Genomic DNA, 16,151 nt, shown 5'->3' with positions numbered 1-16,151 from the left:
GTTTTGAATTATTTCTTAATGGCAGTTTGGAGTCTGCTGCACAAATAAACTCATATTTGAAGGAGAAATATAAGGAATTCCCAATCCCAATCCGCGAAGGATAAATAAAACTCCAATTATAACCGCTACATACGGAATAGCTTTTTGTATTTTATTTCGGAATGGCAATCGCAATAGTGTATTCACATAAACAACTATAGTCATCAATGGAATAGTACCGATTCCGAATAAAAGCATATACAGAATTCCGTAACCTGCACTTTGCATCGCAATTGCTCCAAACAAAGCAACATACACCATTCCACAAGGCAAAAATCCGTTTAACAAGCCAATTGTAAAAAGAGATTTGTAACTTTTATTCTTAAACTGGCTTCCGAGATTGGTTTTAATTTTAGAAATGATTTTGTAAACAGGTTTAGAGAAATTATACTGAGCAAATTTCTTTTCTGGAATCAAAACCACAATAATCATAATTACACCGATTATTATCGACATTTTCTGCTGCAATCCTGCAAGAAAAAAACCTCTTCCGAGTAAACCAAAAATCAGTCCGATTGTAGCATAAGCTGTTAATCGGCCGAGATGATACGTCATAATCTGCGTTACTTTTTTAGTTTCATTTTGTCTGTCTACAGGAAGCATCATAGCAATTGGCCCGCACATTCCAACGCAATGCAGACTGCTAATTAAACCTAAAAAGAAAGCTGAGAATAACATTTTATTTTAGTTTACGTATATAACTTCTTTAGTAAGATATTTTTTGCCTTCATACTGCCATTCCATATTAACATCCCATCGTCCTTTTAATAATTTTTTCTGCGGAATAATTATTTCTGAATTGGTTAATGCAATTTGAGTATTAAAGTCAAACTTTTTATTGGAAGGTCTATACAATTGAATATTTCCTTTCACTTTATCGTTTTCAAATCCTGCTGGAAAAATTACAGCAACACCGTCTTCTGTATATTTGATTGTTGGTTTATGCTGTAAATCGTGTGCATTCTGAATCCTGGCCATTTCTTCCTGAAAATGCGTATCGTGTTTGTAGTATTCTTCGACAACCAAATCGTTATCATATTTAGAATTTGACTGTACTTCAAAAACGAAATATAAAATAAATGTCATAAACAATCCGAATGCAATGACAATACCAGTACCCCAATTAAATTTCATGATAGTATATTTTAATTAAAACTTCTTGGTCCTAAGAAATTTGTTGTTGTTGTTTCTAGAAGTTCAGAACCGTTATAAACTCCTATTTTTAATTTTGTTTTATCACTTTCCAATAAAACCTCATCGATTTCAATAAACAATGTTCCTTGAGAAATTCCTTCTTTAGCAATTTTAAAATGTTTCTTTCCAACATTTTTAATTTCGCCTTTGTGATCCATTAATTCGAAATGAATATCATTGTAATCCTTCATTGTTTTGTTTACAATTTTATAGGTATAGACATTGCTGATTTTTTCTCCATTATGCTGGAACAACTGACCTGGCAAACGTAAAACTACTGCCTGAACATTTGTTCTCAAGAAAAGCATTCCAACAAAAACACTCAACAAAATAAAGAGAACTGCCGTATAACCTTTCATTCTTGCTGTAAACTTGAAAGGTTCTTTTTTAGCAATTTCATCCTCAGAAGCGTATCGAATAAGACCTTTTGGCAATCCTACAGATTCCATAATATGATCACATTCGTCTATACAGGCTGTACAGTTTGTACATTCTAATTGCGTTCCGTTTCTAATATCAATTCCCATAGGACAAACGTGAACACATTGAAGACAATCAATACAATCTCCTTTTCCTGTTAGTGCTCTATCTTCTTTTTTATTGAATTTTGCACGGCCCTCTTCTTTTTCACCGCGAACAAAGTCGTACGCAACATTTATAGATTTATTATCTAAAAGTACCCCTTGCAATCTTCCGTACGGACAAGCAATTATACAAACCTGTTCGCGAAACCATACAAAAACAAAATAGAAAACACCCGTAAATATAAGCAATGCTATAAAGTTGCTTGCCTGTTTTATTGGTCCCTGCTCAATCATTAAGAATAATGTATCGCTTCCTACCAAATAAGCTAAAAAGACATTCGCAATAAGGAAAGAGATTAAGAAGAAGATAATCCATTTGGTTACTCTCTTTCTAATTTTCTCGGCATTCCATTCCTGCCTTGCTAAACGAGTCTGAGAACCGCGGTCTCCATCAATCCAATATTCTATTCGGCGGAAAACCATTTCGAGAAAAATAGTCTGCGGACAGATCCAGCCACAAAAAATCCTTCCAAAAACAACAGTAAATAAAAGTATAAATACAACGCCGATAAGCATTGAAATTACGAAGAGATAAAAATCCTGAGGCCAAAAAGGAAATCCAAAAATATTAAAACGACGTTCCATAATATTGAACATCATAAATTGGTTTCCATTTATTTTGATAAAGGGATTTATGAATAAAATTGCCAATAAAACATAGCTGACAATTTTCCTGTAATCATAAAATTTACCAGACGGTTTTTTAGGAAATATAAATTTTCGTTTACCACCTTCATCTATTGTTCCAATGGTATTTCTAAAAGCTTCGTCTGGTAAATTTGACATGATATTCTAATTATTTTTTAACTTCTGTGGTATCTTTTGCAGTTGCGGCAGCATCGGTTTTAGGAGCACTATCGTCTACCCAAACCTCTCCTTCTGCTTCCTTAGGATCTTTAGGGTTACTTCCTTGTAAAGACAGAATATAACTAGCCACTTTTTGTATTTCTTTTGGTTTTAGGGTTCCTTTCCAAGCAATCATCCCTTTACCATCTCTACCTCCATTTGTAATGGTATGGAAAAGATTTTTAATTCCTCCTCCTAAAATCCATTTATCATCGGTAAGGTTTGGTCCAATCTGACCTCCCGCATCAGCACGGTGACAAGCGGCACAATTGGTAGTAAAGATTGTTTTACCTTCATCTAAACTTGGTGTATCCTTTAGTAAAACAACCGTTTTTTCATCCATTAAATCTGGTGCTGTTTTCATGTATTCAGCAACATCAATTTTTGCTTGAGCCAATTCTTTTTTCAGCTCCATTTCCTGATCATCGGCTCCTAGAACATCATAACGAATAACATAAATTACTCCAAATATGATACAGATGTAGAACAGATATACCCACCAAGGCGGTAAATTATTATCTAACTCTTTGATTCCGTCATAATCATGATCCATCAACAAATCGCCTTCTTTTTCAATTGGTTCCGTTTTTGTCAATTTATGCATTAGGTTTTTAAACCAAGTGCTTTCTTTGAAACTTAAACTTTCCTCAAGTTCTTTTTGTGCTTTTTCTTCAGGTGTCAGCAACTGATACATTACTCTATTTACAGCGCTAAGTGTAATTTCGATAGCAATCAGAATAAACAAAAAGACAAATAAAAAGAGCGCTACCATTGGGTATTTTACAAAAGCTGGCTTGTCGCCTGAATCTATAAAATATTCCATCAAAGCAAATACGATGAAGAAAATCAACGGTACTCTAACATATACTGGGAAAAACTTTTTCATTTTTATCTATCTTTTGTAATTATACTAAGCCCTTCATCTAAAGGTATATTACTCATTTCTTGAATTTTTTCTTTTCTATAAGAGAATACCCAAATTCCTAATCCTACAAAGAATAAGAAGAAAATTAAGAGGGAAATTATCGGGTAAATTTCTATACCCGATATCGTTTCCATATTGTGTTTTATCTGTTCAAACATAATGCTGTTATTTTGAAGTTTCTTTTACTTTAATATCAGTACCAAGTCTTTGAATATAAGCAATCAGCGCTACGATTTCTCTTTCATTCATCGGAATGAATTTCTCGCCTTTTGCTGTAGCTTTTTTACGACTGTCTTCATAACTCTTCACAAAGTCAGGATCGCTTTCTAAGTTTTTTTCAATTTTAACTGCCTGCTCTCTTAAAGTTTTCTGTGCATTTGCAACATCTTCTGGAGAATATGGTACACCTAATGAAATCATTGCCTGCATTTTCTTCTGTGTCAAAGAAGTATCCATTGGCTTGTTGTCAAATAACCATTTATAACCTGGCATAATCGATCCTGCAGATGTACTTTGCGGATTCCACATGTGGTTAAAGTGCCAGTTGTCATTATATTTACCACCTACTCTTAATAAATCTGGACCTGTACGTTTTGATCCCCATAAGAATGGATGATCATAAACAAACTCTCCTGCTTTTGACTGAACTCCATAACGTTCCACTTCACTTCTAAATGGACGAACTGACTGAGAGTGACATCCAACGCAACCTTCTCTAATATATAAATCACGTCCTTCAAGTTCTAGCGGTGTATATGGTTTTACGCTTGAAATAGTTGGAATATTTGATTTTACCATAATTGTTGGCACAATCTGAATAATACCTCCAATTAAAATTGCGATTGTAGCTAAAATGGTTAATTGAATTGGTTTTCTTTCTAACCATGAGTGGAATTTCTCTCCACTTAATCTACTGCTTTTTATTGTTTGTAAAGCTGGAGCCTGAGCCAATTCATCTTCGATAGTCTGCCCTGCTTTTACAGTCTTAATTATGTTGTAAACTAATGTTAGCATACCTATTAGGTATAAACTACCTCCAATAGCTCTCATCCAATACATTGGCATAATAGCTGTTACTGTTTCAAGGAAGTTTCCGTAAGTTAAGGTACCATCCGGATTAAATTGTTTCCACATAGAAGCTTGTTGGAAACCAGCCACATATAATGGGATTGTATATACAATAATACCTAAAGTACCAATCCAGAAATGGAAGTTTGCTAATTTTTTAGAGAATAGCTCCGATTTTGTCATTCTTGGAATCAACCAATAAATAATACCAAATGACATAAAACCATTCCAAGCTAAAGCTCCTACGTGTACGTGAGCTACGATCCAGTCCGTATAATGCGCAATAGCATTTACATTTTTTAAAGATAACATTGGACCTTCAAAAGTTGCCATACCATAACCTGTAATAGCTACTACAAAGAATTTTAAAACTGGTTCTTCACGAACTTTATCCCAAGCACCTCTTAAAGTAAGAAGACCATTGATCATACCTCCCCAAGATGGAGCAATTAGCATAACTGAGAATGCAACTCCTAAGTTCTGTGCCCAGTTTGGAAGAGCAGAATATAATAAGTGGTGTGGTCCAGCCCAGATATAAATAAAAATTAAAGACCAAAAGTGAATAATTGATAATCTATAAGAGTATACAGGTCTGTTTGCAATTTTTGGAACGAAGTAATACATTAATCCCAAAAATGGGGTTGTAAGGAAGAATGCCACCGCATTATGCCCGTACCACCATTGCACAAGCGCATCTTGAACTCCCGCATAAACAGAATAACTTTTTAAAGCCGAAACTGGAATTTCAATATTGTTAAAAATATGCAATACTGCTACTGTTACAAATGTTGCCAAATAGAACCAGATTGCAACATACAAGTGGCGTTCTCTACGACGCAACATTGTACCAATCATATTAATTCCCATTACAACCCAAATTAAAGCGATTGCAATGTCAATTGGCCACTCTAGCTCTGCATATTCTTTAGAAGAAGTATAACCTAACGGAAGTGTGATTGCGGCGGCTACAATAATTAACTGCCATCCCCAGAAATGAAGATTACTAAGAAAATCACTAAACATTCTGGCTTTTAGCAATCTTTGCAGCGAGTAGTACATGCCGGCAAAAAAGGCATTACCCACAAAGGCAAAAATAACTGCATTGGTGTGTAAAGGTCTTAAACGCCCATAACTAAGCCACGAAATCCCATCTGTCATGTTGGGAAAAAGGTACATTACCGCTAAGGTAAGTCCCACTAACATACCCACAACCCCAAAGAGTATTGTGGCGTAAATGAATTTTTTTACAATTTTGTTGTCGTAATAAAACTGTTCCATTTCCATAATTATACTTGTTTTTCTTCGATTGGTGAATTATTATTTTGGGAATTAATTTTGGTTTCGTCATCGAAAAGAATTCTGACTGAAGGCGTATAATCATCATCATACTGTCCAGATTTGACAGCTGCGATAAAGGCAATAAAGAAACAGATTGCCACAAAAATACTTACTGAAATTAATAGATAAATAACACTCATACCTTAGATTTATATTAACAAAATTACTTCGTTAAGGGCGCATAAAATATGATAATTATCATAAACAAAAAGATATGTTAAATTTATAAAAAATATCTTATGATACAATTTAAATTCATTATAAATTTCTGTTGCTGAAATAGTTAGACATAACAGTAACAAAGCTCACAATTGTAATTGTACTCAATGGCATGATGATAGCTGCAACTAATGGAAGCAGATTTCCCGTAACTGCAAATGCAAGCCCAACGACGTTGTACAGCAATGACAATCCAAAGCTCATTTTTATAATCGAAATAGCTTTATGAGAAAGTTTTAAAAAGTAATTAAGGCGGGAAAACTCTGAAGCGTCTAAAATTGCATCACAGGCAGGCGAAAAAACATTTACATTTTCTGATATAGAAATACCAACATTACTTTGCGCTAAAGCACCCGCATCATTCAGTCCATCGCCTACCATCATTACGTTCTGGCCTTTTTCTTGAAGTTTTTTGATGTATTCCAATTTTTGCTCTGGTTTTTGATTGAATATCAATTCGGTTCCTTTTGGCAAAATAGCTTCTAAGTTTGCTCTCTCTCCGTCATTGTCACCCGAAAGCACTTTGATTTTATACTCTTTACTCAGATTTGCAAAAAGCTCTTCTAAACCTTCTCTATATTGATTTTGAAAAGTATATTTTCCGAAATAAACTTCTCCTATTTTAATATGCAACGCTGTTTTTTCAATTTCCGAACCATCTAGAACTATATCATTGACAAACTGTCCAGAACCAATTTTAATTTCTTTGCCTTCAGCAGTTGCTAAAATCCCTTTTCCAGTAATTTCTTGAAAATTATCTACAGCAATACGTTTAGCTTCTGGAAGAAAATCATAAAGCATTCGGCTTAAAGGATGGTTTGATCCTCGCAATACATTTTTAATCAACTGAATGTGTGAATCCGAAATAGGATTACCTTCATACATTATATTCGATTTCTTATTTGTTGTAATAGTTCCTGTTTTATCAAAAACAATAGTATCAACTTTAGCAAGCTGTTCTATTACGATGGCGTTTTTTAAATAAAATTTCTTTTTACCCAAAATTCGCAATATGTTTCCAAAAGTAAACGGTGCAGTAAGGGCCAAAGCACACGGACAAGCCACAATTAATACCGCTGTAAAAACATTAAAAGCGGTATTGGCATCAATAAAAATCCAATAACCGAAACCAGCAAATGCAATTAGTAATAAAATCGGAGTAAAATATCGGCTTATTGCGTCTGTTATGGTCTTGTGCTTCTGATCTACTTTTTTCTGAAAAATTTCGTTACTCCATAACTGCGTCAAATAACTCTGCGAAACCGAATGCAAAACTTCCATTTCGATTACTTTTCCAATCTGCTTTCCTCCTGCAAATACTTTATCTCCAGATTTTTTAGTAATTGGCACTGCTTCTCCTGTTACGAAACTATAATCTATTTCTGCGCTTTCGCTAATTAAAATTCCATCAACAGGTATCAGTTCCTGATTTCTGATTAACAATCGGTCTCCTTTTAAAACATCATAAATGGCAACGTTTTCTTCTGAAGCGTCTTTATTTATTTTGGTAACGGCGATTGGGAAATAAGATTTAAAATCTCTTTCGAAACTTAAGAAACTATAGGTTTTAATCTGAAACATTTTACCCAGAAGCATAAAAAACACTAAACTGGCCAAACTGTCAAAAAACCCTGGACCGTGATCCATAACCATATCATAAGTACTTCGGATAAACATCACAATTATCCCTAAAGCAATCGGAACATCGATATTAAGCATTCTGGTTCTAATGCTGTGATAAGCAGAAATATAATAGCCGCTCGCTGAGTATAGGAAACTTGGTAATGCTAAAAGAAAAATGAGTAACCTGAAAAACGGTTTGTAGCTATCGAGCCAAAATTCTTTCATTTCAAAATACTCTGGAAATGAAAGCAACATAATATTTCCAAAGCAAAAGAATGCAACACCTAATTTATAGGTTAGACTTCTATCGATTTTTGCTTTTTCGGTTCCGTAATTTTCTAAACTAATATAAGGTTCATAGCCTATTGAACTTAAGAGATAAGCGATTTCTTTTAAAGAAACTACATCCGAATTAAAGGTAATTCTAACTCTTTTTTCGTGGAAATTAACTTGAGAAGTACTGATTCCGGGCTGAAGTCGATTTAAATTTTCTAATATCCAAATACAAGAACTGCAATGGATGTGTGGAATATTCAGCGAAACAATTGAAGTATTTCCTTCCTGAAATTCTAAAATTTTTGAAAGTATGGCTTCGTTTTCTAAAAAGTCATATTTTCCTTTAATGTCTTGCGGTGTGGCTCCCGGAGACTTTTCAAAATCATAATAAGAAGTCAGATCGTTACTGCTGAAAATTTCGTAAACCGTTTTACAGCCTGTGCAACAAAACTTCTTATCGTCAAAATCAATTTCTTCATTTTGTTCAATAGATAAACCACAATGAAAACAACTTTGCTCCCTCATAAACTTGTTTTTATATGCCGCAAATTTCCAATTAAAGCACAATTATTAAGATGATAATTGTCATGTAATTTTGAAATTGAATTCTAATTTACTAAAAATAAAAAGCTGAAATTTAAGCCAATTCTAATTTATAATAATTTTACGATATAATAATGGCTAAAAATCTTAAATATGCTTATTTTTGCAGCAAACAACTATTGTCATGAACAAATGTGATCAATGCATAGTACGCCAGCTAAGTTCTTTAAAAGCACTTAATAAAGACGAAGTTATTAAATTGGCCAGCAGTAAAACCTCTTACAAAATTAAAAAGGGTGAAGCCATTTTTGAAGAAGGCGAAGTGACTAATGGCGTTTTCTGCATAAAAGATGGTGTTGGTAAGCTTTCTAAACTGAGTGCAAATGGAAAAGATCAAATTGTAAAATTGGTAAAATCTGGTGAACTTCTAGGACAGCGTTCTATGATTAGCAACGAACCGGCAAACTTAACTGCAAAAGCGATTGCCGACATGGAGGTTTGTTTTATTCCTAAAACAGAAATCATTAATTTCTTCAACAACAACAATCAGTTTTCTTTAAATCTGATGCAGTCTGTATGCGAAGATTTGAAAGAATCTGAAAACGAAAAAATTGCTTTAGTTCAAAAAACAGTAAAGCAAAGACTTGCCGAAACGCTACTGCACCTGCATGATGAATTTGGCGAAGACACCGATAAAACGCTTAAAGTGCAATTGACAAGAGAAGAACTTGCCGGCATTATTGGTACTGCTACAGAAAGCTGTATTCGTCTGTTATCTGATTTTAATAAATTGGGATTAATCGAATTAGTCGGTAAAAAAATTATGCTTAAAGACGTTCGTGCTTTAAAGAAATTAGCAGATAACTAGAGTTTTTTAGCTTCATTCCAGAAAACATCCATTTCTGTTAGCGTCATATCCATTAATGGTTTTCCTAATTCATTTGCTTTACTTTCTAAATACTGAAAGCGTTTAATAAACTTTTTATTAGTTCGTTCTAAAGCATCTTCTGGATTTACGTTTAAAAATCTTGCGTAATTAATCATAGAAAACAGCACGTCTCCAAACTCGTCTTCAATTTTATCTTGATTACCTGTTTTTACTTCGTCTTGTAATTCTTGTAATTCTTCTTGCACTTTGTCCCAAACTTGATGAGGTTCTTCCCAGTCAAAGCCCACACCTTTTACTTTGTCTTGAATTCTGCTTGCTTTAACCAAAGCTGGAAGACTTCTTGGAACGCCTTCTAGAACTGATTTTTTACCTTCTTTCAGTTTTAGTTTTTCCCAATTTTGTTTGACTTCTTCTTCATTTTCGACTTTTACATCTCCATAAATATGAGGATGACGGTGAATCAGCTTTTCGCAGATTTCATTGCACACATCAGCAATGTCAAAATCATTGGTTTCACTTCCTATTTTCGCATAAAAAACAATATGAAGCAGTAAATCTCCGAGTTCTTTTTTAACTTCATTTAAATCATTGTCCAAAATAGCATCTCCCAATTCGTAGGTTTCTTCGATTGTTAGATGTCTTAAGGTCTGCAGAGTTTGTTTTTTATCCCACGGGCACTGCTCACGAAGTTCATCCATGATATTTAATAATCTTTCAAATGCTTTTAACTGGTTTTCTCTGCTCATTTTGAAGTTTCTTTTGATTTAACTCGATTCTGTAAAATTAAAAAATCCTGTCAAGAAACCATCTCAACAGGATTTTAAATTTTGAATATGTAAAATATTATTCTTCTTTTTTAGTAGCTGCCTTTTTTGCTGGAGCTTTTTTTGCTGCTGGCGCTTTTTTCGGTTTTTCAGCAGCTGCTGGCGCTTCTTCTTTTGGTTCTTCAACTGCAGGAGCTAAATCTGTAACCAAACCTTTTGCTTGAAGCGTGTTGTACCAGTTTAATACTTTTTTGATATCTGATGGATAAACTCTTTCTTCATCATAATCTGGAAGAATTTGTTTGAAATAAGCAGACAAAGTAGCGTTATCTTCTTTGTGAGAGATAGCTTGTCCTTTATTTTCTTTAACGGCAATCTGCTGCATTACTTCAGTTAACGGTTTTTCACCTTCATAAGTATAAATCGAAATTTCAGACAATAAACTTACATTGCTTTTTAGATTTACAGTAATCTTCTTCCCATCAATTAATGATTCCGCCACAAAACCTGTACGAGTTTGTACTTTTAATTCGTATAAACCTGGTTTTCCTGAAATGGCTAAAATTTTCGTTAAATTCATTTTTATTAAAATTAGTATTAAGAATTTGATTTATTTTTTTGTTTCTAACTATTTAGAAAACTTATCTTGCTTTTTTAGCTGCGAAAAATTTCATTCTATATTCCTGAAACGTTTTTCCCTCAGTAATATTTTTCAATTTCTTTTGGATTAAACGCTTTTTTAGAGATGAGATTTTATCTGTAAACAAGATTCCTTCAATATGGTCATATTCGTGCTGGATAACCCTTGCGATTAATCCGTCAAATACTTCCGTTTTCATTACGAAATCTTCTTCACAATATTCGATTGTAACAGTTGGTTTTCTGTAAACGTCTTCACGCACATCAGGAATACTCAAACATCCTTCATTAAATCCCCACTCTTCTCCTTCTTCTTTTACGATTTTAGCATTGATAAAAGTCTTTTTAAAACCTTTCAAATCTTTTTGTTCCTCTGAAGGAAGATCCTCATCATCACTAAAAGGCGTTGTATCTATAACAAACAAACGAATTGGCAGTCCAACCTGCGGTGCTGCAAGTCCAACTCCATACGCATTGTACATCGTCTCGTACATATTTGCGATCGTTTCTTTTAGGTTTGGATATTCTGGTGTAATATCTTGCCCTACTTTTCTTAAAACAGGATCACCGTATCCTACAATTGGTAAAATCATTTGTTTTTATTTATGTTTTTATGTGCTGCAAAAACAGAATTAAAGTTCTGATATTTCAGCTGGCAAAAATAGTAAAAAATAGTCAATGAATAATTCTTATACGGTATTATATCATATTTTTTACAAGCTACTAAAAATCTCAGCTATAATTATGCCAAAATCACTCTTACAATTCTTATCTTTGTTAGTAAACCTCTCTTTATGATTGACAAAATTTCAAAATTTACAAACAGCACTTCATTTCTCAATGCCTCTAAAGTAACTATTGCTTCTGTTGTTCCTGTTTTGGTTTTAAATTTTCTAGGTCATTTTGAAATTGGTTTTACCATTGCGCTTGGTGCTTTTTATACTTATCCCAGCGATATTCCGAGTTCTCTGGGCCATAAAATAAAAGGTTTAATTGCCGCTTCTTTTATTGTTTCTGGTGTTAATCTTTTAGTAAATCTCGTTTATCCATTTCCCTTTCTGTTTTACATTTTCTTAGGTTTTCTGCTGTTTTTATGTTCGATGATTTCGGTTTACGGGCAAAGAGCGACTTTAATCTCCTTTTCTGCATTACTATCAATTTCCCTTTCTTTTGGGCATTTGCACGAAGGTTGGGAAGCTTTTCAATATTCGGGCTTTATTTTTATTGGAGGAATTTTATACCTTATAGTATCTCTTGTTTTTCATTTTGTACAACCTTATAAATATGTAGAATTACAAATTGCCGAAGGAATAAAACTTACTGCGAAATACCTTAAATTAAGAGGTGATTTATGGAGTCCTGAAGCCAACAGAAGAGCCATTATCGAAAAACAATTGGCTTTGCAGGTTGAATTAAATCTGATTCACGAAGATTTAAGAAAAATGCTGATTGGGAATCAGAATTCGTCTGGAATTACGAGCCAGAACCGAAAAATGCTTTTGGTATTTATTACATTGGTCGAAATTCAAGAACTTGCGCTTTATACCTCTTTTGACCATAGCAAAATTCATGAAAAATTTGCCGGACATCCCGATGTTTTAAGAACCTACCAAAATGTTGCGTATAAACTGGCTTCAACTTTAAAAAAACTTTCAAAAAATGTAAGCCATATTAGCGTTTACGTGGACAAACAGGATTTGAAAAATGAATTGGATGCTCTTGAATTTGCCATTTTTGATTACGAAAAAACATTAGGAAAAGAAGAAGCGGCAGAAGGCGTTCTAATGCTAACCAATATGCTGAAATACGCCAAAAATCAAGTTGGAAAAATCAAAACCATCCAACGTGCGCTTTCTTTGGCAATGCAGTCTTACAAACTAAAAGATAAGGACAAAGAACTTGAAAAATTCCTTACACCGCAATATTATCCAATTCGTACTTTAATTGAGAATCTGAGTTATTCTTCTTCTATTTTCAGGCATTCAATACGATTAACCATTACAATTCTGATTGGCTTTTTTCTCGGACAGGTATTGCCGTTTCAAAATGTATATTGGATTTTGCTAACAATTGTCGTAATCATGCGACCTGGTTATGGCTTAACTAAAGAGCGATCTTATAACAGAATGTTCGGAACTGTTTTGGGAGGAATTTTAGCATTCGGAATCGTTTCTGTTATTCAGAATCATGTTGCGCTGAGTATTTTCTCTATTATCTGTATGCTTCTAGGGATTTCATTTACTCAAATTAATTACAAAATAAGCGCAACTTTTGTTACAATGTATGTGGTGTTTATTTACGGAATTTTAACACCAGATATTAATGAGGTAATTCAATACAGAATTTTAGATTCTCTTGCAGGAGCTGTTTTAGCCTTTATTGCTAATCAGTTTTTATGGCCTGCTTGGGAATTCATTAATACGCCTATACATATAGAAAATTCGATTCGTGCTAATAGAAATTATTTAAAAGAAATTGCTGATTTTTATAATAAAAAAGGAGAAGTTCCTACTTCTTACCGCCTTGCGCGAAAAAATGCTTTTGTTGAAATAGGAAATCTGATGACATCTTTTCAGCGTATGATGCAAGAACCAAAATCGAAACAAAAAACAATGCCTTTGGTCAACAAATTGGTTGTTTTAAATCATTCGCTATTGTCTGCTTTAGCTTCGTTGTCGACATATATTCAGTCACATCAAACCACTTCTGCATCTGATTCTTTCAATTATATCATCAAGACTATTCTTGCCAATCTGGACCATTCTATTTCTATTCTAAGAAATGAAGTTATTATACAAGATACTTTTTTTGAAAAAGAAGATGTGACTTTACAATTTGAAGAACTTAAACGAAAACATTTTACACGTTTAGCAGAAGACGATGATCTCGATAAAGAAACCCGTCAAGCCAAAATGCAGGAAGCACAAATGGTTATCGAACAACTGATCTGGATGAGCAATCTGGCAGAAAAAATCCTAAAAAACACAACCGACCTAAAAGCAACAAATCCAGATTAATTCATCTGGATTTGTTTTTTTTTATTTAAATAAAGAGAAGCTTATTTTAATTTTAAAACTTCTGCTGTTTGTTTTCTAAGCTCTTGTAAAAGTTCTGGCTTATCATTTAAAGTCTGACCGTAAGAAGGAATCATCGTTTTTAATTTTGCTTGCCATTCTGGTGTTTTAATTTGGTTGGTAAAGCATCTGCTGATCAAGTCAACCATAATTGCTACGGCAGTAGATGCACCCGGAGAAGCTCCTAATAAAACCGCTAAAGTTCCATCATGCGTATTGATTACTTCGGTACCAAACTCTAAAACTCCACCTTCTTTTTCGTCTTTCTTAATAACCTGAACACGCTGACCTGCTTTTTCTAATTTCCAGTCTTTTGAACGTGCTGTCGGAAGATATTCGCGTAAAGCTTTCATTCTGTCTTTTGGAGACTGACGAACTTGCTCGATCAAATATTTCGTTAATGGAATATTGTGATATCCAGCAGCTAGCATCGGAATTAAATTGTTACGTTTAATAGACAAAGGCAAATCCAAATAAGAACCATTTTTTAAGAAACGAGTTGAGAATCCTGCAAAAGGTCCAAAAAGAAGTGCTTTTTCTCCATCGATTACACGAGTGTCAATATGCGGAACAGACATTGGCGGAGCACCAACGCTTGCTTTTCCGTACACTTTTGCTGCGTGTTTTGCAATTACCTCTGGATTTGTACATTTTAACCATTGCCCACTTACTGGGAAACCTCCATATCCATGCCCTTCTGGCACATTTGCTTTTTCTAATAAAGGCAACGAACCTCCACCTGCTCCAATAAATACAAATTTAGTGTATGCTTTGCGAGTATTTCCAGTAGACAAATCTTTAATTTTAATTCTCCAAGATTTATCCTCACGCTGTCTTAGTTTTTTAACTTCATGATTAAAAAACAGAGAAACACCGTCTAGTTTTGCTAAGTAATTGAACATACTTCTTGTTAAAGCACCAAAATTAACATCGGTACCAATTTCCATATGTGTTGCAGCTAATTTTTCATCAGCGCTTCTGCCTTCCATTACCAATGGCATCCATTTTTGAAGCTGCTCAAAATCGGTACTGAAAGTCATATCAGAGAATATCGGATTGCTTTGCAACGCTTCAAATCTCTTTTTTAAATAATTTACGTTTTTATCTCCCCACACAAAACTCATATGAGGCACGCTTTTAATAAAATTATCCGGAGACGGCACTTTATTTTGCTGCACTAAGTAAGACCAAAACTGACGAGAAATCTCAAATGATTCGGCAATGCTTATTGCTTTTTTAGGATCTATGCTACCGTCTGCCTTTTCTGGAGTATAATTTAATTCACAAAAAGCAGAATGTCCGGTTCCTGCATTGTTCCAAGCATCAGAGCTTTCAGCTGCGGCAACATCTAATCTTTCGTAAATTTCAATTTTTATATCTGGTTGTAATTCTTTCAAAATTACTCCGAGAGTGGCACTCATTATTCCAGCGCCAATGAGTACTACATCACTATTTGAACGTATGGTTTCGTCAGGCATAACAGTATTTTTATTTAAAGTGCAAAGGTACTTTTTTAATTGCAAAAAAAAACTAATTTTTACATGATAAAAGTTAGGATTTTCTAAAAACCATTAAATTATAAATAAAAAATACGACCAACAGCGTTATTTTTTTGCGGAAAGATAATCTTGAAGCAGAATTGTAGCAGAAATTTCGTCTATCAAACTTTTGTTCTGACGCTGCTTTTTACTTAAACCGCTGTCGATCATAGTTTGAAATGCCATTTTTGAAGTAAAACGCTCGTCAACACGAATGACTTTCATGTCTGGAAAAATATTCGAGAAATGAGTCGCAAAGCCATTGATTACAGAAGCGCTTTCAGATGGTTGACCGTTCATTTGTTTTGGTTCGCCAATCAAAACCGCTTCGACTTTTTCTTTAGCAAAATAATCTTTTAAAAAGTCAATTAAAGTATGAGTAGGAATTGTTGTTAAACCTGAAGCAATAATTTGCATTTCGTCTGTAACTGCAATTCCTGTACGTTTTTGTCCGTAATCTATTGAAAGGATTCTTGGCATTTTTATTTTTTAGCAAATTTACTTCAAAATATTATTCAATAGTTTACTTCAATCAAAAAATCAATTTGAACTTTATAAAAAATCCGCCTTGAAAAATTCAAGACGGACTTTA

The 16,151-nt window shown here is 33.8% G+C and carries 15 protein-coding genes; 2 read left to right on the top strand and 13 right to left on the bottom strand.

Going from position 1 to position 16,151, the window contains the following annotated elements:
• Positions 1-15: 15 nt before the first annotated feature.
• The 8 genes from ACWA1F_RS23625 to ACWA1F_RS23590 all read right to left on the bottom strand — a co-directional run bounded on the left by ACWA1F_RS23625 (position 16) and on the right by ACWA1F_RS23590 (position 8,637).
• Positions 16-717 (bottom strand): sulfite exporter TauE/SafE family protein, encoded by a 702-nt coding sequence (locus ACWA1F_RS23625; RefSeq protein ID WP_456897450.1) that lies wholly within the window; start codon positions 715-717, stop codon positions 16-18.
• A gap of 6 nt (positions 718-723) precedes the next feature.
• The gene (locus ACWA1F_RS23620; protein ID WP_456897448.1) at positions 724-1,173 is read right to left on the bottom strand and encodes a FixH family protein; all 450 of its coding nucleotides are present in this window, start codon (positions 1,171-1,173) and stop codon (positions 724-726) included.
• An 11-nt stretch (positions 1,174-1,184) separates the two neighbouring features.
• Positions 1,185-2,603 carry a cytochrome c oxidase accessory protein CcoG gene (gene ccoG / locus ACWA1F_RS23615; RefSeq protein ID WP_306159840.1) on the bottom strand — a complete coding sequence of 473 codons (1,419 nt, stop codon included), beginning with the start codon at positions 2,601-2,603 and terminating at the stop codon, positions 1,185-1,187.
• A gap of 10 nt (positions 2,604-2,613) precedes the next feature.
• Positions 2,614-3,549 carry a cbb3-type cytochrome c oxidase N-terminal domain-containing protein gene (locus ACWA1F_RS23610; RefSeq protein WP_306159838.1) on the bottom strand — a complete coding sequence of 312 codons (936 nt, stop codon included), beginning with the start codon at positions 3,547-3,549 and terminating at the stop codon, positions 2,614-2,616.
• 2 nt (positions 3,550-3,551) lie between these two features.
• Positions 3,552-3,746, bottom strand: a complete 195-nt coding sequence (locus ACWA1F_RS23605; protein ID WP_306159836.1) for a cbb3-type cytochrome oxidase subunit 3 — start codon at positions 3,744-3,746, stop codon at positions 3,552-3,554.
• 7 nt (positions 3,747-3,753) lie between these two features.
• Positions 3,754-5,940: a cytochrome-c oxidase, cbb3-type subunit I gene (gene ccoN / locus ACWA1F_RS23600; RefSeq protein WP_456897445.1), complete on the bottom strand. Its 2,187-nt coding sequence runs from the start codon at positions 5,938-5,940 to the stop codon at positions 3,754-3,756.
• 2 nt (positions 5,941-5,942) lie between these two features.
• Positions 5,943-6,134, bottom strand: coding sequence for a cbb3-type cytochrome oxidase assembly protein CcoS (gene ccoS / locus ACWA1F_RS23595; protein WP_095930917.1), 192 nt, complete (start codon positions 6,132-6,134; stop codon positions 5,943-5,945).
• Positions 6,135-6,252: 118 nt separating this feature from the next.
• On the bottom strand, positions 6,253-8,637 hold the full coding sequence (locus ACWA1F_RS23590) for a heavy metal translocating P-type ATPase (RefSeq protein WP_456897443.1): 2,385 nt from the start codon (positions 8,635-8,637) through the stop codon (positions 6,253-6,255).
• Positions 8,638-8,839: 202 nt separating this feature from the next.
• Here ACWA1F_RS23590 and ACWA1F_RS23585 point away from each other — a divergent pair, with 202 nt between their 5' ends.
• Entirely contained in the window at positions 8,840-9,523 is a 684-nt protein-coding gene (locus tag ACWA1F_RS23585; protein ID WP_456897441.1) for a Crp/Fnr family transcriptional regulator, read from the top strand.
• Here ACWA1F_RS23585 and mazG read toward each other — a convergent pair.
• The 3 genes from mazG to def form a co-directional block, all read right to left on the bottom strand.
• A complete protein-coding gene (mazG, locus tag ACWA1F_RS23580; RefSeq protein WP_125719529.1) occupies positions 9,520-10,290 on the bottom strand; it encodes a nucleoside triphosphate pyrophosphohydrolase in 771 nt (256 codons plus the stop codon). The two genes, ACWA1F_RS23585 and mazG, sit on opposite strands and share 4 nt — an antisense overlap.
• Before the next feature lie 97 nt (positions 10,291-10,387).
• Positions 10,388-10,888, bottom strand: a complete 501-nt coding sequence (locus ACWA1F_RS23575; protein ID WP_306159828.1) for a DUF5606 family protein — start codon at positions 10,886-10,888, stop codon at positions 10,388-10,390.
• Positions 10,889-10,949: 61 nt separating this feature from the next.
• The gene (def, locus tag ACWA1F_RS23570) at positions 10,950-11,540 is read right to left on the bottom strand and encodes a peptide deformylase (protein ID WP_125719525.1); all 591 of its coding nucleotides are present in this window, start codon (positions 11,538-11,540) and stop codon (positions 10,950-10,952) included.
• A 201-nt stretch (positions 11,541-11,741) separates the two neighbouring features.
• On the opposite strand from def, the gene ACWA1F_RS23565 reads away from it, so the two are divergent.
• Positions 11,742-13,964, top strand: a complete 2,223-nt coding sequence (locus tag ACWA1F_RS23565; protein WP_456897438.1) for an FUSC family protein — start codon at positions 11,742-11,744, stop codon at positions 13,962-13,964.
• A 41-nt stretch (positions 13,965-14,005) separates the two neighbouring features.
• Here the strand turns inward: ACWA1F_RS23565 and ACWA1F_RS23560 are convergent, their stop codons facing one another.
• Entirely contained in the window at positions 14,006-15,499 is a 1,494-nt protein-coding gene (locus ACWA1F_RS23560) for a malate:quinone oxidoreductase (protein WP_456897436.1), read from the bottom strand.
• 126 nt (positions 15,500-15,625) lie between these two features.
• Positions 15,626-16,039, bottom strand: coding sequence for a Holliday junction resolvase RuvX (ruvX, locus tag ACWA1F_RS23555; protein WP_456897434.1), 414 nt, complete (start codon positions 16,037-16,039; stop codon positions 15,626-15,628).
• Between the last annotated feature and the right edge of the window lie 112 nt (positions 16,040-16,151).

Source organism: Flavobacterium erigeronis, from assembly GCF_054075165.1.
This window is presented reverse-complemented; position numbering and strand designations above follow the sequence as displayed.

Coding starts and splice junctions, on each gene's coding strand:
- ruvX (WP_456897434.1), bottom strand. CDS start 16,039: ATGCCAAGAATCCTTTCAATAGATTACGGACAAAAACGTACAGGAATT.
- ACWA1F_RS23620 (WP_456897448.1), bottom strand. CDS start 1,173: ATGAAATTTAATTGGGGTACTGGTATTGTCATTGCATTCGGATTGTTT.
- ACWA1F_RS23610 (WP_306159838.1), bottom strand. CDS start 3,549: ATGAAAAAGTTTTTCCCAGTATATGTTAGAGTACCGTTGATTTTCTTC.
- def (WP_125719525.1), bottom strand. CDS start 11,540: ATGATTTTACCAATTGTAGGATACGGTGATCCTGTTTTAAGAAAAGTA.
- ACWA1F_RS23560 (WP_456897436.1), bottom strand. CDS start 15,499: ATGCCTGACGAAACCATACGTTCAAATAGTGATGTAGTACTCATTGGC.
- ACWA1F_RS23590 (WP_456897443.1), bottom strand. CDS start 8,637: ATGAGGGAGCAAAGTTGTTTTCATTGTGGTTTATCTATTGAACAAAAT.
- ACWA1F_RS23565 (WP_456897438.1), top strand. CDS start 11,742: ATGATTGACAAAATTTCAAAATTTACAAACAGCACTTCATTTCTCAAT.
- ACWA1F_RS23605 (WP_306159836.1), bottom strand. CDS start 3,746: ATGTTTGAACAGATAAAACACAATATGGAAACGATATCGGGTATAGAA.
- ccoG (WP_306159840.1), bottom strand. CDS start 2,603: ATGTCAAATTTACCAGACGAAGCTTTTAGAAATACCATTGGAACAATA.
- ACWA1F_RS23625 (WP_456897450.1), bottom strand. CDS start 717: ATGTTATTCTCAGCTTTCTTTTTAGGTTTAATTAGCAGTCTGCATTGC.
- ACWA1F_RS23575 (WP_306159828.1), bottom strand. CDS start 10,888: ATGAATTTAACGAAAATTTTAGCCATTTCAGGAAAACCAGGTTTATAC.
- ccoN (WP_456897445.1), bottom strand. CDS start 5,940: ATGGAAATGGAACAGTTTTATTACGACAACAAAATTGTAAAAAAATTC.
- ACWA1F_RS23585 (WP_456897441.1), top strand. CDS start 8,840: ATGAACAAATGTGATCAATGCATAGTACGCCAGCTAAGTTCTTTAAAA.
- mazG (WP_125719529.1), bottom strand. CDS start 10,290: ATGAGCAGAGAAAACCAGTTAAAAGCATTTGAAAGATTATTAAATATC.
- ccoS (WP_095930917.1), bottom strand. CDS start 6,134: ATGAGTGTTATTTATCTATTAATTTCAGTAAGTATTTTTGTGGCAATC.